General features: G+C 65.9%; 20 protein-coding genes. 11 read left to right on the forward strand and 9 right to left on the reverse strand.

Annotated features, from left to right (window positions below):
• Positions 1-29: 29 nt before the first annotated feature.
• Both FCN77_RS00660 and FCN77_RS00665 read right to left on the reverse strand, forming a co-directional pair.
• Positions 30-692, reverse strand: a complete 663-nt coding sequence (locus FCN77_RS00660) for a DUF6766 family protein (protein ID WP_137320681.1) — start codon at positions 690-692, stop codon at positions 30-32.
• Positions 693-741: 49 nt separating this feature from the next.
• On the reverse strand, positions 742-1,233 hold the full coding sequence (locus FCN77_RS00665; protein WP_137320682.1) for a DUF6328 family protein: 492 nt from the start codon (positions 1,231-1,233) through the stop codon (positions 742-744).
• A 204-nt stretch (positions 1,234-1,437) separates the two neighbouring features.
• Here FCN77_RS00665 and FCN77_RS00670 point away from each other — a divergent pair, with 204 nt between their 5' ends.
• Positions 1,438-2,337 carry an SDR family oxidoreductase gene (locus FCN77_RS00670; RefSeq protein ID WP_137320683.1) on the forward strand — a complete coding sequence of 300 codons (900 nt, stop codon included), beginning with the start codon at positions 1,438-1,440 and terminating at the stop codon, positions 2,335-2,337.
• 53 nt (positions 2,338-2,390) lie between these two features.
• Positions 2,391-2,942 carry a hypothetical protein gene (locus tag FCN77_RS00675; protein WP_137320684.1) on the forward strand — a complete coding sequence of 184 codons (552 nt, stop codon included), beginning with the start codon at positions 2,391-2,393 and terminating at the stop codon, positions 2,940-2,942.
• A gap of 61 nt (positions 2,943-3,003) precedes the next feature.
• Here the strand turns inward: FCN77_RS00675 and FCN77_RS00680 are convergent, their stop codons facing one another.
• Positions 3,004-4,359, reverse strand: a complete 1,356-nt coding sequence (locus tag FCN77_RS00680) for a uracil-xanthine permease family protein (RefSeq protein WP_137320685.1) — start codon at positions 4,357-4,359, stop codon at positions 3,004-3,006.
• Positions 4,360-4,587: 228 nt separating this feature from the next.
• Between FCN77_RS00680 and FCN77_RS00685 the strand changes: the two genes are divergently transcribed.
• Positions 4,588-5,193 carry a malonic semialdehyde reductase gene (locus tag FCN77_RS00685; protein ID WP_137320686.1) on the forward strand — a complete coding sequence of 202 codons (606 nt, stop codon included), beginning with the start codon at positions 4,588-4,590 and terminating at the stop codon, positions 5,191-5,193.
• 210 nt (positions 5,194-5,403) lie between these two features.
• Positions 5,404-5,913: a 2'-5' RNA ligase family protein gene (locus tag FCN77_RS00690; RefSeq protein WP_137320687.1), complete on the forward strand. Its 510-nt coding sequence runs from the start codon at positions 5,404-5,406 to the stop codon at positions 5,911-5,913.
• On the opposite strand, the gene pgm is transcribed toward FCN77_RS00690, so the two are convergent.
• Positions 5,903-7,552: a phosphoglucomutase (alpha-D-glucose-1,6-bisphosphate-dependent) gene (gene pgm / locus FCN77_RS00695; protein ID WP_137320688.1), complete on the reverse strand. Its 1,650-nt coding sequence runs from the start codon at positions 7,550-7,552 to the stop codon at positions 5,903-5,905. The genes FCN77_RS00690 and pgm overlap by 11 nt on opposite strands.
• A 259-nt stretch (positions 7,553-7,811) precedes the next feature.
• Between pgm and FCN77_RS00700 the strand changes: the two genes are divergently transcribed.
• Positions 7,812-8,675 carry a nuclease-related domain-containing protein gene (locus FCN77_RS00700; protein WP_137320689.1) on the forward strand — a complete coding sequence of 288 codons (864 nt, stop codon included), beginning with the start codon at positions 7,812-7,814 and terminating at the stop codon, positions 8,673-8,675.
• A gap of 88 nt (positions 8,676-8,763) precedes the next feature.
• Positions 8,764-9,189 carry a DUF4190 domain-containing protein gene (locus tag FCN77_RS00705; RefSeq protein WP_137320690.1) on the forward strand — a complete coding sequence of 142 codons (426 nt, stop codon included), beginning with the start codon at positions 8,764-8,766 and terminating at the stop codon, positions 9,187-9,189.
• Between the two features lie 56 nt (positions 9,190-9,245).
• On the opposite strand, the gene FCN77_RS00710 is transcribed toward FCN77_RS00705, so the two are convergent.
• The 4 genes from FCN77_RS00710 to FCN77_RS00725 all read right to left on the reverse strand — a co-directional run bounded on the left by FCN77_RS00710 (position 9,246) and on the right by FCN77_RS00725 (position 13,996).
• Positions 9,246-10,148, reverse strand: coding sequence for a phosphotransferase (locus tag FCN77_RS00710; protein ID WP_137320691.1), 903 nt, complete (start codon positions 10,146-10,148; stop codon positions 9,246-9,248).
• A gap of 4 nt (positions 10,149-10,152) precedes the next feature.
• On the reverse strand, positions 10,153-11,622 hold the full coding sequence (locus FCN77_RS00715; protein ID WP_137320692.1) for a peptide MFS transporter: 1,470 nt from the start codon (positions 11,620-11,622) through the stop codon (positions 10,153-10,155).
• Between the two features lie 156 nt (positions 11,623-11,778).
• Positions 11,779-13,260, reverse strand: a complete 1,482-nt coding sequence (locus FCN77_RS00720) for an amidase (RefSeq protein ID WP_137320693.1) — start codon at positions 13,258-13,260, stop codon at positions 11,779-11,781.
• Positions 13,253-13,996, reverse strand: a complete 744-nt coding sequence (locus FCN77_RS00725) for a peptidase E (RefSeq protein WP_137320694.1) — start codon at positions 13,994-13,996, stop codon at positions 13,253-13,255. The genes FCN77_RS00720 and FCN77_RS00725 overlap by 8 nt, the downstream gene beginning before the upstream one ends.
• 112 nt (positions 13,997-14,108) lie before the next feature.
• Between FCN77_RS00725 and FCN77_RS00730 the strand changes: the two genes are divergently transcribed.
• The 3 genes from FCN77_RS00730 (at position 14,109) to FCN77_RS00740 (ending at position 15,811) form a co-directional block, all read left to right on the forward strand.
• Positions 14,109-14,435 carry a rhodanese-like domain-containing protein gene (locus FCN77_RS00730; RefSeq protein ID WP_137320695.1) on the forward strand — a complete coding sequence of 109 codons (327 nt, stop codon included), beginning with the start codon at positions 14,109-14,111 and terminating at the stop codon, positions 14,433-14,435.
• 90 nt (positions 14,436-14,525) lie between these two features.
• Positions 14,526-15,509: a prephenate dehydratase gene (gene pheA / locus FCN77_RS00735; protein ID WP_137320696.1), complete on the forward strand. Its 984-nt coding sequence runs from the start codon at positions 14,526-14,528 to the stop codon at positions 15,507-15,509.
• Between the two features lie 92 nt (positions 15,510-15,601).
• On the forward strand, positions 15,602-15,811 hold the full coding sequence (locus tag FCN77_RS00740) for a hypothetical protein (protein WP_137320697.1): 210 nt from the start codon (positions 15,602-15,604) through the stop codon (positions 15,809-15,811).
• Positions 15,812-15,847: 36 nt separating this feature from the next.
• Here the strand turns inward: FCN77_RS00740 and FCN77_RS00745 are convergent, their stop codons facing one another.
• Positions 15,848-16,942: a diacylglycerol kinase family protein gene (locus FCN77_RS00745; RefSeq protein WP_137320698.1), complete on the reverse strand. Its 1,095-nt coding sequence runs from the start codon at positions 16,940-16,942 to the stop codon at positions 15,848-15,850.
• A 77-nt stretch (positions 16,943-17,019) separates the two neighbouring features.
• Here FCN77_RS00745 and serS point away from each other — a divergent pair, with 77 nt between their 5' ends.
• A complete protein-coding gene (gene serS, locus FCN77_RS00750) occupies positions 17,020-18,300 on the forward strand; it encodes a serine--tRNA ligase (protein ID WP_137320699.1) in 1,281 nt (426 codons plus the stop codon).
• Positions 18,301-18,877: 577 nt separating this feature from the next.
• Positions 18,878-19,492: a hypothetical protein gene (locus FCN77_RS26515; protein WP_254678787.1), complete on the forward strand. Its 615-nt coding sequence runs from the start codon at positions 18,878-18,880 to the stop codon at positions 19,490-19,492.
• Positions 19,493-19,662 lie beyond the last annotated feature (170 nt).

Genomic DNA, 19,662 nt, shown 5'->3' on the forward strand with positions numbered 1-19,662 from the left:
GCTTCCGGGGCTGCCGTATGGCAGCACGGCTAGGCGCCGGTCTCGTAGTGCGGCTCGGCCACGGGCTTGGACTCGGGTGAGCCTTTTTCGCGCAGGTAGACGGATGCGCCAACCAGGACGGCCACGGCCAGGAACTCACTTTGCCAGTTCTGGAAGGACTCGAACCAGAAGCGGCTGGTGGCGAAATAGCCGAGCAGTGTGACAGCCGGCTGGCCATGGCTTAGCTGTTCGTCGCTGTATTCCTGACTGCCGCCGACGGCATGGAGTATGAAGGATGCCAGGAAAAGGAGCAGGAACAGGATGGACAGGGAGTGCTCGTAGAGCTTGAGCACCAAGCCTCCACGGCGTACCGGCCAGGGAGTGGCCGCCTTCACGGTGGCATCGCGCGGATCCTGGTCCTGCGGTGCCGGCCGGTCCATTGGCTTGGACTCTGAGGAGCCCTTCTGGAAAAGGAATACGGTCAGGACGACGTACATTCCCATCTGCAGGAATTCGGATTCCCAGTTCTCGAACGTCGCTTCCAGGAACGCTCCGGTGGTGAGGTAGCCTGCGACAGTCACGGCGGGCTGGCCATGGGCAAGCTGGTCGTCGCTGTAGTCGTTTGCCCCGCTGATGATCATGCCGCAAAAGAACAGCGCGAAAAGTCCGATGTTGGCCAGAAGCAGCCCGTGTTCCTTGATCCACTTGCCCATGGGGCCTCCCCTATTTGTCTGGCGAACATCCTTGATGGCACCCATTGCCCTAGCCTCTCGTGGCACGTCTGTTGAGCTGGACCGGAACGACTACCAGCAGGATCAGCAGCACGGCCAGCAGCGCCCCTCCTGCCGTGAGGCCAGCGTCGCGTCCGGCGGTGACATCGAAGACGAGCGCTGACGTTCCCACGCTCAAGAGGGCGACGCCGCCAAGGGCAATCTTTGTGATCCTGTCCGCACTCGAAACCAGGGTGGCTTTCAGCCGCTGGCGGAAAAGCCTGCGGTGCACGCTGACGGGCAGCAGGATCAGGGCAGTGGTCAGCGCGGCAAGGACAACGTTGGTGAGGTAGAGGCGCACCTGGAAGGTATCGAGTTCCTCAAACCTGGACTGGAAGGGAAGCGTTAGCAGGAAGCCGGCGAGGATCTGGACGCCGGTCTGGAGCACCCGGAGCTCCTGGATAAGTTCCATCCAGTTGCGGTCCATCTGCTGCTCGACCGTTTCGTCTCTTCCGTTGCCCGGCGTCACCTCAGGATCGGTCATTGGCTCACCTCCGGTGCCGCGGGCGGCTGTCCATAGCCGCAACTATCTCTCAACCTAAGCTTGAGGCCTAACAATTACAACCAATACTAAGCTCACTGACTAATTTGCGCGAAACGGTGGACTTGGCCATGACGCTGGGATAGTTTCGAAGGGCCGGTTGCACACCCGAGCCGATAGAAAACCGATACTTGAGCGAGGTGGACTATGACCGATTCTGACAAGCGGCCAGACCAGCCAAAGGACCCCCGGGACAGCTACCACTCGGGCGGATTTCCCGAACAGGTGCAGGAACAGCCGGGGCTTACCGCGCCCATGGAACCCAAACCGGACCACGGCGAGGAAAGCTACGAGGGAAGCAACGCGCTCGCCGGCAAAGCGGCGCTGATCACCGGCGGGGACTCCGGCATCGGCAAGGCGGTGGCCATCGCCTTCGCCCGCGAAGGCGCAGATGTCGCCATCTCCTACCTCCCCGAGGAGGAAGCTGACGCCCAGGACACTGCGGCGTGGGTCCGCAAGACCGGCCAACGGGTATTGCTGTTGCCCGGTGATGGCCGAAGCGAGGAATTCAGCACCAGTATCGTCAACGATGCTTTGGCGGAATTCGGACGCCTGGACGTGGTGGTGCTCAACGCGGCTTACCAAAAGAACCGGGACAGCTTCGAAACCCTGTCCACAGGAGAGTTCGACCGGGTTTTCAAGACGAATCTGTACTCCCTGCTGTGGACGGCACGGGCCGCCGTGCCGCACCTCAAGGCGGGTGCATCCATCATCACCACCGCATCCATCCAGGCGTTCAATCCGTCGCCGGGCCTCATCGACTATGCCATGACCAAGGGTGCGCAGGTGGCGTTCACGAAGGCCCTGGCCCAGGAGCTTGGCCCCAGGGGCATCCGTGTCAACGCTGTTGCGCCCGGCCCCATCTGGACGCCCCTGATTCCCGCCACGGAATGGCCGGAAAAGCTGCCAAAGTTCGGCCAGGACACGCCGTTGGGGCGGGCCGGGCAGCCCGCCGAGCTTGCGGCGGCCTACGTCCTGCTCGCCTCGGATCATGGCTCGTACATCTCCGGCGCAGTGCTCCCCGTGACGGGCGGTAAAGGCCTCTGACGACGGGTGCCACACCGATTTTCCATTCAGACCCGGTCATCAGGAGGAATGAAATGACGAAGGACAGCCAAGGAACGCCCATCGAGGACGAAGGTGGATACGGCACGCCCACAGTGGAGCAGGAATTGGGCGGCGCGGACGCGAAGAAGTTTGCCCAGCCCAGGGAGGAAGAGGCATTCGATGCCGCGGGCCTGAGCCAGGACAGCCCCGACGGCGAGACCTTTCCGGCCGGAGTGCCGGACCTTAGCCAGTTTGGCGCCGAGGACCAAGACAGTGCAGGAGAGCCCGGAGCCGGACGCTTCGGAGGAACAGAGGATCAGATGAACGCGGAAAACGAAAGCACAGACGCTGGCCTCAAGCCGGACAATTCAGCGACGGACAATTCAGGGCCGGGCAATGATTCTGGGGCGGAAAGTGCCGACGTTGCGGTGCCGTCGGCGGAAGCGGAGATGGATGAGTCGAACACCGAGGATCCCGACGCCGGGCGCCCGTTCTCCTCGGAACCGGCCCCCGACGCCACAGGAATCCCCGACGGCAGCGGCACGGACCTGCCGGACAGCAAGTCCCCGAAGGACCGCGACGACGACACGTTCGACGCCGGGTAAGCCTTGGGCCTGTTGCTCGTGACGGGCGGGACGGCCGAAGCGGCTGTCCCGCCCGTGGCTGTTACGGCCGCCTTTTGGGTGTCCGTTTGGCTGCCGCGTTGATCGCCGCCTTGACGGCCGGCGGGAGGCCGGCCTGCTCGGTCTCAGGCTCCGCAACGCTGCCGCGGGCCTTCGCGATCGCCTTCATGCCGTGGTAGATCACCAGTGCGGCGGCTGACCCCAGGGCGATGCCCGTGAACTTCAGTTCGCCGATGGTCCAGGTGTAGTCGGCGATGCCGATGATCAGGGCCACCGCGGCGGTGGTCAGGTTGACCGGGTTGGAGAAGTTGACCTTGTTCTGGACCCAGATTTTCACGCCCAGGATGCCGATCATGCCGTAGAGCATGGTGGCGGCGCCGCCCAGCACTCCCGGCGGAACTGTGGCGATCAATTCGCCGAACTTGGGGGAGAAGCTCAGCACTATGGCGAACATGCCCGCTACCCAGTAGGCCGCTGTCGAGTACACCTTGGTTGCGGCCATGACGCCGATGTTTTCGGCATAGGTAGTGGTTCCGGAACCGCCGCCGAAGCCGGCCAGCACGGTGGCGGCACCATCGGCCAGAAGCGCCCGGCCGGAGACGCCGTCGAGATTCTGGCCCGTCATGGCGGACACGGATTTCACGTGGCCGATGTTCTCGGCGACCAGCACCAGCACTACGGGGACGAACAGGCCCACAACGCCCAGGTGGAACTCGGGCGTCTGGAAGTGCGGGAAGCCAAGCCAGGCGGCTGCGTCCATCTTGGCGTAGTCCACTTCGCCGCGGATCATGGCCACCAGATAGCCCACCACAACCCCCACCAGGATGCTCAGGCGGCCCAGGATGCCTTTGAACAGCACACTGACAAGGATGATGGTGGCCAGGGTGACCACCGCCGTGACAGGGGCGGCGTCGAAGTTGTTTTTCGCAGCCGGGGCGAGGTTCAGCCCGATCAACGCCACGATGGCGCCGGTGACGATGGGAGGCATCAGCCGGTTAATCCAGCCGGCCCCGAACTTCTGCACCACGGCGCCGATGACGGCCAAACCGGCCCCGGCAAGAACCACCCCACCGAGGGCTCCGGGAATCCCGAACTGCTGCTGGGACGCCATGATCGGAGCAATGAACGCAAAGCTCGAGCCGAGATAGCTGGGTACTTTGCCCCGGGTGATCACCAGGAACAGCAGCGTGCCGATTCCTGAGAAGAACAGCGTAGTGGCCGGCGGCATGCCCGTGATGATGGGCACCAGGAATGTGGCGCCGAACATGGCCACCACGTGCTGCATTCCCACCCCGATGGTCAGCGGCCAGGTGAGCCGCTCACCCGGGGCCACCACCTCGCCGGGCCGGACCGACTTGCCGTTGCCGTGAAGCTTCCATTTGGTACCGAGCATGCTCATTGCCGGGAGCCTTTCAAAGAAATGTGTGGCGGGACGGGGAAGGAATCTTCCGGGTGCAACATTACCGCGCAGGACGCCGCGGCTGGAGGCCGCCTCAACCCTTCAGGAACTGTGCCCAAGGTCACGCGCCGTCACGGGAAGAGGAAAGATTCGGTTGAAGTTGCAACTATGGAAAGCAGAACCGCCGGCCACCCTTCCCGGTGCGCGGGCCCAGCGAAAGGTATGCAGATGACAATCGCCCATGAAGAAGCAGTGATCGACGCAGCCGCAGTGGATGCGATTTTCGCTGAAGCCCGGACTGCCAACGCCTTTACCGGCGAAGTGACGGACGAGCAGGCCCGCGCCATCTACGAACTGACCAAGTTCGGCCCCACGGCCTTCAACTCCCAGCCGCTCCGCGTGACGTATGTGCGCTCCGACGAGGCCCGCGCGACGCTCGTTGAGACCCTGTCGGCCGGCAACCGGGCCAAGACGGCGTCGGCGCCCCTCGTTGCCGTGCTTAGTTACGACACCGCGTGGCAGGAACAGTGGGACAACTTCCTGCCCGGCTACAACGCGCCGAAGGCCATGTACGACTCCGCCCCGGAGCTCGCCGCCGCAACGGGCAACAACAACGCCCACCTGCAGGCCGGCTACTTCATCCTTGCAGTCCGCTCGCTCGGCTTTGCGGCCGGGCCCATGACCGGCGCGGACTTCGCTGCCATCGACGCAGAGTTCTTCCCGGCCGGAGACCAGAAGAGCTTCCTGGTGGTCAACATCGGCCAGCCCGGTCCCGATGCCTGGGGCGCGGCCAAGCCCAAGTTCGCTTACGACGACGTGGTCCGCACCGTCTGAAATCGGCACCAAAGGGCGCCCTCTCCCACAGAGAAGCCCCCGGCACGATGGGGGACACGCCGGAGGCACTCTGGGCAACATTTCTGCAGTTAAGTGCAAGGCATGTATCCGGGGCCACTTCCCATTTTAGTCGAATTCGGCACTCTGGCTACTGTGCCGGGCTGTCCGCCGCCGTTCCCGTGCGGGCGGGCACGGTGGCACACTGGCCCTATGCGGAACCTGATCCTGGTGGCCTTCATCGAGCCCGTCGCGGACGGCCTGGTCTTTCCCCGCGACGACTGGCCCCTGCACATCACCCTTGTGAAGTTCGATGTTGACGTGACATCCGATGCCGGGGGTGGCCCGGGCGCCGGGCTCGCCGATCGCATTGCAGAACTCATCGACCAGCCGGTCCGCGCGGCTCTGGGCACCGCCCTCACCATCGGGGCGGACGCCTGCTTCGGCCGGCTGGAGTCCATCCCCGTCAGCCTCGTTGAGCCCAGCGGCCCCCTGCAGGAACTGCACGAGGCACTGATGGGCTCCGTTGTGGAACTGCAGGGCCGGGTGCCCACGCCGCTCTACACAATGGAGAACTACCGTCCCCATGTGTCGCACCACGGTGACAAGCGCGCACAGCCGGGGGACGCCGTCGTGCTGGACCGCGTCGCCCTGGTGGACATGGCGCCGGACGGCAACCATGCCGTCCGGCGCGTCCTCCAGTTGTGGGAACTTACGAAATGACCCCGTCAACCAGTGCCTTGGCTTCGGCCTGGACCTGCTTGAGGTGGTCGGCGCCCTTAAAGGACTCGGCGTAGATCTTGTAGACGTCCTCGGTGCCGGACGGCCGTGCAGCGAACCAGGCGTTGTCGGTGACAACCTTGAGGCCGCCGATCGAGGCACCGTTGCCGGGTGCCTCAGTGAGCTTGGCCGTGATCGTTTCGCCGGCGAGCTCGGTGGCGGTGACATCGGACGGCGACAGCTTTCCGAGCGCCGCCTTCTGTTCGCGCGTGGCCGCGGCGTCGATCCGGGCATAGACGGGATCGCCGAACTGGTCCGTGAGGCCCTTGTACAGCTGCGACGGCGACTTGCCCGTTACGGCGGTGATCTCCGAGGCCAGCAGCGCCAGCAGGATGCCGTCCTTGTCCGTGGTCCAGACGCTGCCGTCCATCTTGTTGAACGAAGCGCCGGCGGATTCCTCGCCGCCGAACGCGCCCTCGCCGGACAGCAATCCGGGGACAAACCACTTAAAGCCCACGGGGACCTCCACCAGCTTGCGGCCCAGGCTCCCGGCCACCCGGTCGATGATCGAGGAGGAGACGAGCGTCTTGCCGATCACCGACTGCGGGTTCCAGCCGGTGCGGTGGCGATAGAGGTAGTCGATCGCCACGGCGAGGTAGTGGTTCGGGTTCATCAGCCCGCCGTCCGGCGTAACGATGCCGTGGCGGTCGGCGTCAGCGTCGTTGCCCGTGGCGACGTCGTAGCTGGCGCCGTCGGCCATTCGGTTGATCAGCGAGGCCATGGCGAACGGCGAGGAGCAGTCCATCCGGATCTTCTCGTCCCAGTCCAGCGTCATGAAGGCCCACTGCGGGTCCACGGTGGGGTTGACCACGGTGAGGTTCAGATGGTGCCGTTCGCCGATCTCGCCCCAGTAATCAACGGACGCCCCACCCATGGGGTCGGCGCCGATCCGGACGCCGGCTTCGCGGATGGCGTTCAGGTCCAGGACGGAGGGGAGGTCGTCCACGTAGCTGCTGAGGAAGTCGAACTTGCCCGTGGTGTCCGCCGCCAGGGCGTCCGCCACGGGGATGCGCTTGACGCCGCGGAGGCCGTTTTCGAGGAGTTCGTTGGCGCGGTTGGCGATCCAGCCGGTGGCGTCGGTGTCGGCGGGTCCGCCGTGGGGCGGGTTGTACTTGAAGCCGCCGTCGCCGGGCGGGTTGTGGCTGGGGGTGACCACAATGCCGTCCGCCTGCGGGGCGCCGGCCGGGGCGTTGTTGTTGTGCGTGAGGATGGCGTGGCTCAGCGCGGGAGTGGGCGTGTAGCCGTGCCGCGCGTCGATGAGGACGTTTACGCCGTTGGCTGCCAGCACCTCCAGCGCGGAATTCTGGGCCGGCTCGCTGAGCGCGTGCGTGTCCTTGGCCATGTACAGGGGCCCGGTGATGCCCTGGCCGGCACGGTATTCCACGATTGCCTGGGTGATGGCCACGATGTGCGGCTCGTTGAACGAAGCCTTCAGGCTGGACCCGCGGTGACCGGAGGTGCCGAACGCAACGCGCTGGCCGGGGTCACTCAGGTCCGGGGAAACATCGTAGTACGCATCCAGGAGCGCAGTGAGGTCAACAAGGTCTTGGGGTTGGGCAACTGTGCCCGCGCGGCTAGCCATGGCTCCAGCATGCCAGACGCTGGCGGCACCGCAAGACGGTTTGCCCGGAATCCGGCCCCTATGACGCCGAATTTCATCCGGCATTTACCAATTCATTCCCATTCGCATTTATCCGGGTCAGTATTTGGCCGTGGAAAAGCGAGTAGCCGGGCGAAAACTACCTATATACCGCACATCCCGCCGGCTGCTAATTTCTAAACAATTACGACGGCGGCTCTCCGCCGGCAGCAGGTTTGCGCTTAGTCAAAGGGGACGTTCAATGGCGGCAGGGGACGGTGCGTCCGAACAGTCGCGGCTGGCTGCGGAGCGCATCGCCCGCCTCAAGCGCCAGCTGGACCATGCCGAGCGCGCAGCCGAAACGTGGGGCGCGGGCGCCGAAGGTGAGCGGCGTACCGCCCGGCGGCTCAGCGAGCTGACCCCGCGCGGCTGGTTCCTCCTGCATGATGTCCACTGGCCTGGCCGCCCGCTGGCCAACCTGGACCACGTCCTGGTGGGTCCGGGCGGCGTGGTGGTGGTGGATGCCAAGAACTGGACCGGCAATGTGGAGATCAGGGCCGGTGTCCTGAGGCAAAACGGCTACAGCAGGAGCCCCGCCGTGGAAGGTGCCTTGGGCCAGGCAGCGGCCGTGGCTGCGCTGCTGGAGGCCCCGCACCGGCACCTGGTCCGGTCCATCATCTGCATGGCCGGGCAGCCGGACTTTGCCGGGACGACCGGTTCCGGAGTCGAGGTCCTGGGCATCAACAAGGTTGTTGCCCGGGTGGCGGCGCTGCCTGCGGTGCTGGAACAGCAGACAGTCGTGGGCCTCTACTCGCACCTGGGCCGGCAGCTGACCCAGCCCCAGGCAGCCTCAGCGCCGCACTATCGCGCCAACACGGCCCGATATCCGGCGCCACGACCCCACCACGGATCCGTGTACCCGTCCCCTGTTTCCGCACGCAGCACCGGCTGGCCGGCCGCCGCATCCCCGTCCGCAGCTTCCCCCAGGTCCGCCGGTTCCAGGTCCGCTGGTTCCAAATCCCGGGCCAGGCCCATCAGCAGCCGCCAGGTGACAGGCGGCCTGTGGAGCCTGTTGCTCCTCGGGATCGTGGTGTTTGCAGTGACGGCCCCGCTCTGGATCCGGTAGTTATTTTCACAGCCGGCAGCATTCCCTGGACGGCGTCGTCATGGCGCGTTGATAGGCTTGGATAAAGCCGCTCAAAAGGGGAATTCCCATGACTAACCAGCCTGCTCCCGGCGACGAAGGGACGCCAAATGGCTACCAGCCGCCGTCGAATATTCCGCCGCAGGGATCCTGGATCCCGCCGCAGTCCAACGGGTACGGCCAGCCGTCCGCGGGGGCGTACGGCACAGCCTACGGGCAGCCTTCCTACTACGGTTTTCCGCCTGAACCCAAAGGCCTGAGCATTGCCAGCCTGTGTTGCGGCATAGCTGTATTCCTGGGCCTGGGGATTTTCATCCTTCCCCAGATTGCTGCCGTGGTCCTGGGCCACTTGGCCTTGTTCCGGGAACCTGCGGGCCGGGGACTGGCCATCGCCGGCCTGGTCCTGGGCTATCTGGGCCTTGCATTGACGGCCATCGTGCTGACGTTTATCGTTGTGGCGATTTTCGCGGCAGCCAACTCCGGCTACAGCTACTAGCCGGCCCGTCGGGCCCGGCCAGCAAGCCGGTCAGTCCGCGAGGTCAGTCGGCAAAGTCAGTCGGCAAAGTCAGTCGTCAGTGCCCGCACCAGGCGGGCGGCGTTCGCCTCCAGCCATGCGGCCCTGCGCTCAATGAGTCCGCCCACGCCTTCGTCCCACATCCGCGCCCAGCCGCCGCCGAGGGTCCGGGCATTGTATTCCATGCGGTCGTAGGACAGGCGGACGGCGTCCGCGCCGAAGTGCGGAAGCCGCCGTCGTTCGTGGTCTGTCCAGCCATACGCATCGGCGAAGATTCGGAGCCGCCGGAGCGGATCCAGTTCCTCCCAGCCGGGCCACGCGTCGGCCGGGTCCCGGAGGGCCACCCAGTGCATCGCGGTGTTAAAGGAGTCCTTGAGGGCAGTACTCGGCCCCGCGAGGTCGAAATCCACCAACCCGGCTGCCCGCCCGTCCCGGACCACCACGTTCTGCGGGGTCACATCGAGGTGGCAGACCAGCCGGGCAGGGTCGCCCGTGAGGGTGTCCTGCCGGACCGGCCGCGGCGGGAAGGGGTGGTCCTTGGGCACGAATCCGGCGGAGGCCAAGTGCAGCCGGCGGAGCAGGCGTCCCACGGACGCCAGGAGCTCCTCCGACTGCGCCCAGCGCTCAGGCAGCGCGCCCGCACAGTCCCCGGGCACGAACGTCAGGACATCGCGGCCTTCGGCGTCGCGGCCCAGGAACCGGGGGGAGCCTTCGAAGCCGGCGTCTTCCAGCCAGTCAAGGTAGTCAGCCACGGCGTAACTCTGAGACTGGTGCGGGCGGCGGATCGTTCCGCCCACCCGCACCACACCTTCGGTGACGTCGCCCGCCGGCATGAGTTCGACGTCGGGCGCCTCACCCGGAGCGGCGCGGTAGAGGCGCCGGCTAACCGGTGACCGCTCGGCCGGTGCCCGGTCAAGTGGAACGCGGCGGTTGGTGCTCATCCGGCTAGCGTACGCCGCCCATGAGTTTCCTGATCGCGGGCGAGGCAGCCGCCAGGCCAACGGCCAGCACCATGGCCGTACCGCCGATGCCGATGAAGTAGGGCAGTTCGTCCTTCGGGTTGTACAGGCCGGACAGGATGCCGGCCAGCGTCGTGCCCAGGGACACGGACAGGAAGAACAGCGCCACCATCTGGGTGTGGAAGGCCTGCGGCGCGAGCTTGGTGGTCACGGACAGGCCGATGGGGGACAGGAACAGTTCCGCCAGGGTGAAGAGGAACAGGATGCCCACGAGTGCCAGGAGCGGCGTCTTGTCGCCGCCGGCCAGCGGAATGAAGGCCAGGAAAGCCAGGCCCATCACGAACAGGCCGATGGAGAATTTCACTGCCGAGCCGGGCTGCTTCTGGCCAAGCCTGGTCCACAGCGCCGCCATGACACCGGCGAAGATGATGATGAACACCGGGTTGATGGACTGCACCCACGCGGCAGGCATTTCCCAGCCGAACAGGTTGCGGTCCAGCTTCTCTTCCGAGTAAACGGCGATAAACGTGAACTGCTGCTGGAACAATGCCCAGAACGCCGCGGACGCGACGTACAGCGGGATAAAGGCCACAACGCGCTTGCGCTCCGTGCCGGTCACCTTCTTGCTGGAGAAGATCAGGCCGAAGTACAGCACGGAGGCTCCAATAGCTGCGTAGGCCATGGACATGGCCAGGTTTTCGGCGTTCACGGCACCGGTGGCCAGGAGGACGGCCACCACGGCGGCGATACCCAGGAAGATCAGGCCGTACCTGGTGCGTTGGGCCGCCGGGAGCGGGTTGGGCACATGGTGTGCCCCTTCAGGGAGCTTCTTGCGCCCCAGTGCGTAGATGGCCAGGCCCAGTGCCATGCCGACGGCGGCGGCGCCGAAGCCCCAGTGGAACCCCTGGCTTTCCTGCAGCCAGCCGGTGACCAGCGGGCCGATCAGGGCGCCGGCGTTGATGCCCATGTAGAAGATGGAAAAGCCTGCGTCGCGGCGTTCGTCCTTCTCGCCGTACAGGGTGCCTACGAGTGCGGTGGCGTTGGCCTTCAGGCCGCCCGAGCCGACGCCCACGAGTACCAGACCAGCGATGAGGCCGGGAATGCCGGGCACCAGAGCCAAGGCGATATGGCCGGCCATGATCAGGACGGCCGAGCCGAACAGGACCCGCTCGGAGCCGAAGAGCCGGTCAGCCAGCCAGGCGCCCAGAATGGTGGAGAGATACACTCCGCCGCCGTAGGCGCCCACCAGGCCGGCGGCGAGGCCCTGGTCGATTTCCAGGCCGCCCTGCGCAGCAGTGAAGTACATGTAGTAGAGGAGGATGCCCTGCATGCCGTAGAAGGAGAATCGCTCCCACATTTCTACGGAGAAGAGGCTGGCCAGCATCTTTGGGTGGCCAAAAAATGACGTATCGCCCGGCGTTGTAGCGGGGCGATCGGATAAATGAGTTGTGCTCATTTACTTAAGGGTGACACCGGATCGCGCGATTGTCACATTCCCGCGGGCCGGACGCAAGGCCGACACGCGGCACCCGGTCTCCCCCGAGCCCGTGATCGGACCCGGAAGCTGTGACCCGGTTGGTTCTAGCTGCCCAGGCGGCTGGAACCCGGGCAGCTAGAACCCGATCTGTGCTGCGAGCTGCAACAGGAGGGCCTCGGATCCCATGGGCCCCACGAGCTGGATCCCCATCGGCAGGCCGGCGCCGCGCGCGCCTCCCGTCCAGTGCACGGGAATACTGATGGCGGGCAGGCCGCACACATTGACCATCGAGGACCAGGGCGCATATTCGCACTGTTTCCGGTAGTCGCCGTCGGCGTCCCCGGCCCACTCGGAGGCGGGCCAGTATCCGCCCCCGTGCGAGGCCCCCGTAAACCAGCCCACGGGTCGCGGTGTCTGGGCCAGCGCCGGCATCAGGATGAGGTCCCAGCGGGCGTACTGCGCGATGGTGTCCCGCTCAAACTGCCGCAGGAAACCCAGCGCCTCGTTCAGTTTTGACGCGCTCCGTTGCTGTGCGCGCCGGCGGAACGTGCGCGTGAGCGGGGTCAGGAGTGCTTCCCGTTGCGGCGCAATCCGCGCGCTGCCCACCCCGGATGTCCACGCGGTGGTGAACGCATCGGGATACCGGTTGTCATATCTGACGGCGGCTTCCGCGGTGGCATGGCCGGCCGCCTCAAGCAGCCGGATTCCCTCGTTCAGGGCGTCCATTGCTTCCGGCTCCGGGGTAAAGGGGAAGATGCCCTGCCAGGGGCTGTCCAGGCTCACCCCGATCCGCAGTTTGCGCGGCTGTCCGGACAGGGACGCGAGGTAGGTGCCGGCGCGTCCTGAACTACCGTGGACCGCAGTCTCAGCTGGCGGCGCGCCCGTTCCCGCTTCCGGCGAGGCCACCAGGGCGTCCAACATCAGCGCGGCGTCCTCGGCGGAGCGGGCCAACGGGCCGGCCACCACCAGGCGGGCGGGATCGCCCGTGCTTTCGCCGGCGGGAACCAGCCCGCGCCCCGGCTTCAGCCCCACCAGACCGCAGGCGGCCGCGGGAATCCGCACCGAGCCGCCGCCGTCGGACCCCGGCGCAAACGGAACAAGGCCTGCGGCCACTGCGGCGGCGCTCCCGCCCGATGATCCCCCGGAACTCCGGCTCAGGGCATAGGGATTGCGCGACGGCGGGGCGATCAGGTTCTCGCTGTAGGCCGTCAGCCCGAACTCCGGAACCTGGGTTTTGCCCAGCGAGATAACTCCTGCACTCTTCAACGCAGCCGCGAGGGCGCCGTCCACGGGAGCAGGCTTATGTTCCAGAGCTGCGCTGCCATGCGTGGTCACCACGCCGGCAACGTCCGTTAGGTCCTTGAACGCCACCGGCATCCCATGCAGCAGCGGCAGCTCCCCCGGCGAACGGGAGTGCGGAGAACGGGCGTACAGTGCATCGGCGCTCGCAGCTTCGGCCAGGGCCCGCTCCCCGGTCACCGTGATGAACGCGCCAAGGCCGGGATTCCGCGCCTCGATCCGGGACAGGAAATGCCCAGTCACTTCCCTGGCGGAGAGCTCGCCGGATCGCAGGGCATCACGGAGCCTGACGGCGGACAACTCGTGGATGTCAGCCAAGGAAACGTGGCTCCAGGCGCTCTTCGGCCGCCGCGGGAGCAGCGCCGTGCCCTGCCTCCCTGGTGACCCGGTACGCAGCCTTGCCACGCACTTCGCTGACCGCCTCCACAAGGTCAGTGCCGAAATAGACCAGACCCACGCCGTCGTCCGTGCAGTGGGTTTCGCCGAGCGTGCCGTCAGCCACCAGCCGGTGGACCAGCGGGCGGCGCTGCTCCTCGGAGTCGTAATGCACGCCGTTCGCGTACGGCAGGAAGCCCAGCGCGTTCGTCACCGGACGCAGCTGCGGGCCGAACGAGTCCGTGGTGCCGCCCTGGTACCAGCAGATGGACCCCGCCGACACGCCGGCCAGGACCACGCCGCGTTCCCATACCCGCCGAAGGATTCCGTCGAGGCCATGGGCCCGCCACACGGCCAGCAGGTTCACTACCGATCCGCCGTTGACCCACACCACGTCCTGCTCCATGAGGTGCGCTTCCGGATCCTCGATGCTGGGCATGGTGAACAGGTTCAGGTGGCTGAAATCGAAGCCTGCGGTCCTCGCGGCCTGGTCCATTTCCGCGTTGAACCATCGCTGGTCTCCCGCCGCCGTGCCGATGTGGGTGACGCGCGGGGTGCGTCCCGTAACGCCGGAAAGTTCGACGGCGTGGTGCAGCAGGGCATCAAACTCCAGCCGTGAACGCCGGCCGGCTTTGTAGCCGCCGGACGTTGCCAGAATGGTGGGCTGTTGGGCTGCCATCGAAGACTCTCCTTTGCGATCCCCTTGAAGCGTAACGTGCCACCTGAATCGCGGCGCCGTCTCCGGCGGGGATACGCTGGAGACAGACCTTCATTCCCTGGAGAGGACTAGTATGGGCGAGTTCGAAACCGTGACCGTGACCGACATTCCCGGCGACGCCAGGATCCTCGACGTGCGGGAGGACTACGAATGGTCAGCCGGGCACGCCGAACGTGCACTCCACATTCCGCTGGACCAGCTGCCGGCCCGGCTCGGTGAGCTGGACCCGGACGAGGACCTGTACGTCATCTGCCGGACGGGCGGACGTTCCTTCCGCGCGGCCAAGTGGCTGGTGGGCCAGGGCTACTCCGCATTCAACGTGGGCGGCGGAATGGACCAGTGGCTCGAGTCAGGCCTGCCGCTCGTCTCGGACAACGGCCTCAAGCCGGTCATCCTCTAACCTTTGCGGCCGGTGCCGTCCTTCGGTGCCCGACAGCCCGCTGCGCCTGCCGCCCGCCGGGCGCCCCTGAAATAAAGACAAGGACCGTCCATGCCCGCTTCGCCCGTCACCTACACCTTCCTCGGCCCGGAGGGCACGTTCACTGAGGCTGCGCTGATGCAGGTGCCGGGCGCCGTAGAAGCCATCCGCATCCCTTCCTCCAACGTGAACACAGCCCTGGACAAGGTCCGCAACGGCTCTGCCGACGCCGCCATGGTGCCGATCGAGAATTCCGTGGAGGGCGGCGTGACCGCCACGTTGGACGCCATCGCCTCCGGCCAGGAGCTGAGGATCGTCCGGGAGGCGCTGGTGCCTATCAGCTTCGTGCTTGTTGCCCGCCCTGGCGTGGAGATCGCGGATATCCACAAGATCTCGACGCACGGCCACGCCTGGGCCCAGTGCAGGCTCTGGGTCGAAGCCAATATGCCTGATGTGGAATACATCCCGGCCTCCTCCACCGCGGCGGGAGCCATGGGCCTGCTGGAAGAGGATGGCGTCCACTACGACGCCGCGATCTGCGCGCCGATCGTGGCCACAGAGCAGCCCGCGCTGCGCGTGCTGGCCGAGAACATCGGCGACAACCCGGGGGCGGTTACCCGCTTTGTCCTCGTCAGCCGGCCGGGAGCGCTGCCGCACCGCACCGGCGCGGACAAGACCACGGTGGTGGTTCCGCTGCCCGAGGACCGTCCGGGTGCGCTGATGGAAATCCTGGACCAGTTCGCTACCCGCGGCGTGAACCTGAGCCGCATCGAATCACGGCCCACGGGGCAGTACCTTGGGCACTACTTCTTCAGCATCGACGCTGACGGTCATGTGGAGGATGCCCGCGTGGCCGATGCCCTGGCGGGGCTGCACCGGATCAGCCCGGCCACGCGCTTCCTGGGGTCCTACCCGCGTGCCGACGCCCAGAGGCCCCAGGTGGAACCGCACACCTCGGACCACGCATTCCAGGCGGCACATGAATGGGTGGCAGGCATACTGCAGGGGGCATCAGTCGAGCCCGTGCATGCCCCGCAGGGTTCGCCCACAGCTTAGGCAAATGCCCTTCCGGGTACTTCCCCGCCTGCACCGCAGTGCGTATGCTTGCCTGATCCATTGGGGAAGGCCTCTAGCGGAAGGAGCAGGTCATGTCAGGAACCAGCACAGACAACGACGGCCAGGGAATGATTGTCAATCCCAAGCCGACCGCCGACAACCAGGACTGGGACGGCGACGATGCGGACAGGGCGGATCGCCTGCGCTTCGAGGAGGAGCAAGCCATGATCCGGGAGCAGTCCGAAGCCCGGGCCGCGGCGAAGGCCGCCGCCGAGGCGGAACAGAAGAAGGCCAGCGCCTGAGCGTCGGTCCTCCGGGGAGCCGTGCTTCCCGGAGGCCTACTTCGGGGCGGTACTTTCCCCTGCTGCCGCTTCGCTGCCCATGCTTTCGGCGACCCGGACCAACAGCGATCCCGGCTCAATCTGGACGGTGACGTCGGTCGCCTCCCCGGAGGGGTCGCCGTCGATCTGCGTGGCCACCGGCTCAGCACACCTGATGACAATCTTGCCTGACCGGTAATAGCTCATCACCGGCAGGTTCCGCTTGTGCTTGAACATGATCTTGGCGTACATGGCTATCCACCCGATTGCACTGCGAGGGCTCATCACCACAACGTCCAGCATCCCGTCGTCGATCATTGCCTGCGGGATGAAGTCGATGCCGCCCGGGATGAGGCCGCAGTTGGCGAACAAAACGCTGCGGATCTTCCGTGACTGTTCCGGCTGGTCATCCAGGGCGATCGACACTTTTTTGCGCCGGCCGGGAAGGTGCCGCACTCCGGCCTCGGTGTAGGCCAGCCAGCCCACGGCCTTCTTCAGCCCGTCGTTGGTGTCGCCCACTACTTCTGCGTCCATACCCATGCCCGCAATCACCAGGAAGACGTGCTCTGAAGAGTGGCCCGTCCGCGAGTTCCGGATGCCCATGCGCGCGGTGTCGATGTGGCGCTGGTGCCCGAACAGGGCCGTCTGGATGCTGCCGTGGAGGTCGTAGACGTCGAGGTGAAGGTTCCTGGCCAGCAGGTTTCCAGTGCCCAGCGGGATCAGGCCCATGGCCACGTCCGTATGGGCCAGCTTCTCGGCCACCACGCGTACCGTCCCGTCACCGCCGCCCACCAGGACAACGTCGGCCCCGCTCTTGAGCGCTGCCTCGGCCTGGGAGAATCCGGGATCCGCGGCGGTGGTTTCGAAGAAGACGGGAGCTTCCCACCCCGCGGACAGGCAGGCGCGCCTGATCAGGGCGCGGGCTTCGGCGGACTTTGCCTTGACCGGGTTCATCACCACGGCCACCTTCTGCCGGGACATGCCCGGGTGGTACGTATCCTCCTGGACGGCGCTGCGTGTATGGAGTGCCTTGAGGCTCCGCACGCCCCACCAGCTGGAGACCGCGAAAGCCAAGGCCGCAGCGATGATGAGGTATAGCAGCCAGTCGTTCATGGTGCTCCAACACTATCCCGCGCGGGCACCCGCCCGGCCCACCATGTAATGGCGGGCCGATTCGATACTCTTGTCTGGTGATCGACGTAAAAGACCTCAGCGAAAATCCGGACAAGTTCCGTGCAAGCCAGCGCGCCCGCGGCGCCGACGAGTCAGTGGTGGACGCGATCATCTCGGCGGACGCGGCCAGGCGGGCGGCCCTGATCCGCTTCGAAAACCTGCGCGCCGAACAGAATGTCTTCGGCAAAAAGGTGGCACAGGCCAAGGGCGAGGAAAAGCAGGCCCTGCTGGCAGAGGTCAAGGTTCTCGCGGCATCAGTCAAGGCAGCCTCCGCCGAGGCCGACGTTGCCCAGGCCCAGCAGGAGGAACTGCTCCGCGCCATCCCGAACCTGATCGTGGACGGCGTGCCGGAAGGCGGCGAGGACGACTTCATTGTGGTCAAAACCGTCGGCGAACCGCGGGAGTTCCCCGATTTCGAGCCGAAGGACCACCTGGAGATCGGCGAGCTGATCGGTGCCATTGACATGGAGCGCGGCGCCAAGGTGTCCGGTTCACGCTTCTACTTCCTCCGCGGCGTGGGGGCCCGGCTGGAAATGGCGCTCCTGCAGATGGCCATGGAGCAGGCCATCGACGCCGGCTTCGTCCCGATGATCACCCCTACGCTGGTGCGCCCGGAAACGATGCAGGGTACAGGCTTCGACGTGAAGCACGACGCCGAGATCTACCGCCTCGCCGAAGACGACCTTTACCTGGTGGGCACCTCCGAAGTGGCCCTCGCCGGGTACCACGCAGACGAGATCCTGGACCTCTCCGCCGGCCCCATCCGCTACGCCGGCCAGAGCTCCTGCTACCGCCGCGAGGCAGGTTCGCACGGCAAGGACACCCGCGGGATCATCCGGGTCCACCAGTTCAACAAGGTGGAAATGTTCATTTACACCACGGTGGAAGAGGCTGCCGCCGAACACGAGCGGTTGCTGGCCTGGGAAGAGGAGATGCTGGCCAAGTGTGAGCTCCCGTACCGGGTGATCGATACGGCTGCCGGCGACCTCGGCAACTCGGCCGCCCGCAAGTTCGACTGTGAAGCCTGGGTGCCCACGCAGGGCGCGTACCGCGAACTGACGTCCACCTCGAACTGCACCACCTTCCAGGCGCGCCGCCTGAACATCCGTGAGCGCGTCCTGAACGAGGATGGCGCGCCCAAGGGTACCCGCGCCGTCGCCACCCTGAACGGCACGCTGGCCACCACCCGGTGGATCGTGGCCATCCTTGAGCACCACCAGAACGAGGACGGCTCGGTGAACGTCCCCCGGGCGCTGCAGAAGTACCTCGGCGGCCTGGAAGTACTGCCGGTCCTCTAGCATTCAGTTTTCCTAGGCTTGTCCGCGGTTGCTGCCCTTCACAGGGCATATACGCGGACAAGCCACGGATTCTGTGGGCTGCACAGCTTAACTGTTCCTCCACACGCAGCCCTGTCCACATGACGCGCCAGGCCCGGCGACATCCGCGGCCCGGCGCTTCATCCTGTTGATATGGAAATCCCGCCTGGACTAATCGACTCCGCCGCCGTTCTGCGAACGCGGGCCGGCACCGATCTTACCCATCGCGAGTTCCGGGCGGGAAAGCTCGTGCGGATCCGCCGCGGGTTCTACGTGGGCACAACTGAATGGATCCGCGCTCATCGTTCGCACCGCTTCGCATGGAGGACGGCGGCGGTTGCCAGATCGGTGAAAGGCGCCGTGCTGTGCGGCGAGACTGCCGCCCTGGCTAGACGGTTTGCCTACGCTCAAGACGTCTGCATGCGTTGAGCTCGCAACAACCCTGCCCGGACGCAGCGGGAGAAGGAGTTCGGCGCTTCTGGTATTGGGAGAAGACCGCACCGCCAAGGAAGTTCGGGACATTCGTTCATACCCTCTTCGATATTGCCTCAAGGCAGCAGTGGAGCCCGTGCAGCACGGCGAGTTTCGGTGCACGGGGCTGATGCAGACCGCGGTGGACGTGATGGTGTCCGGAAGGCTGAGCAATGAATTAGTGGTTGCTGATGGCGTGGCGCGAAGGCTTCACAGTGACGGTGTGCTGGCCGCTGACTCCAGCCTCCTCAGCGTGCCCGGAATTGGAATTGCAGACCGCATCGCCGCCCACCCGTTTGGAGCTGCGCGGCGCCGCGCGGAACTGGCGGCTGCCCTCGCCAGCCCCTTAGCTGAGTCCGTTGGCGAGTCCTACAGCCGTGCCGCCTTTGAGTATCTTGGCTTCGAGCAACCCGTGCTTCAGCACGTCTTCAGCGATGACGATGGATTCATCGGGAGGAGCGACTGCTGGTGGCCAGGGCAGGGTGTTGTGGGGGAGTTCGACGGGAATGCGAAGTACGTGGACGCAGCGCTCCGCGTCGGTATCACGGCGGAGGAAGCCGTGTACCTCGAGAAACTTCGCGAAGACCGGATCCGTTGCCTGGGTTATGGCTTCGTGCGCTGGAGCTGGGCGGATGTGGATAACCCAGACCGCCTGCGGGGCAAGCTCCTGGCCGCAGGGCTTCGCCCACGGAACCCGCACTAGTCGGCGCCTCCGAAGGCTCAAGGGCCGGAACTGCGAACAAGCCTCGGAACCCGGGCTGCGAGGCGGGGATTTGAGGCCGCGCGGGCTGCGGCATTAAGTGGGGGTAAACATTCACAGTGTGGACAACGCTGTGAGTGTTTACCGCGAGTTCACAGCGGGCTGTGGCCTGC

The sequence above is a fragment of the Arthrobacter sp. 24S4-2 genome (assembly GCF_005280255.1).
Classification (GTDB): Bacteria; Actinomycetota; Actinomycetes; order Actinomycetales; family Micrococcaceae; genus Arthrobacter.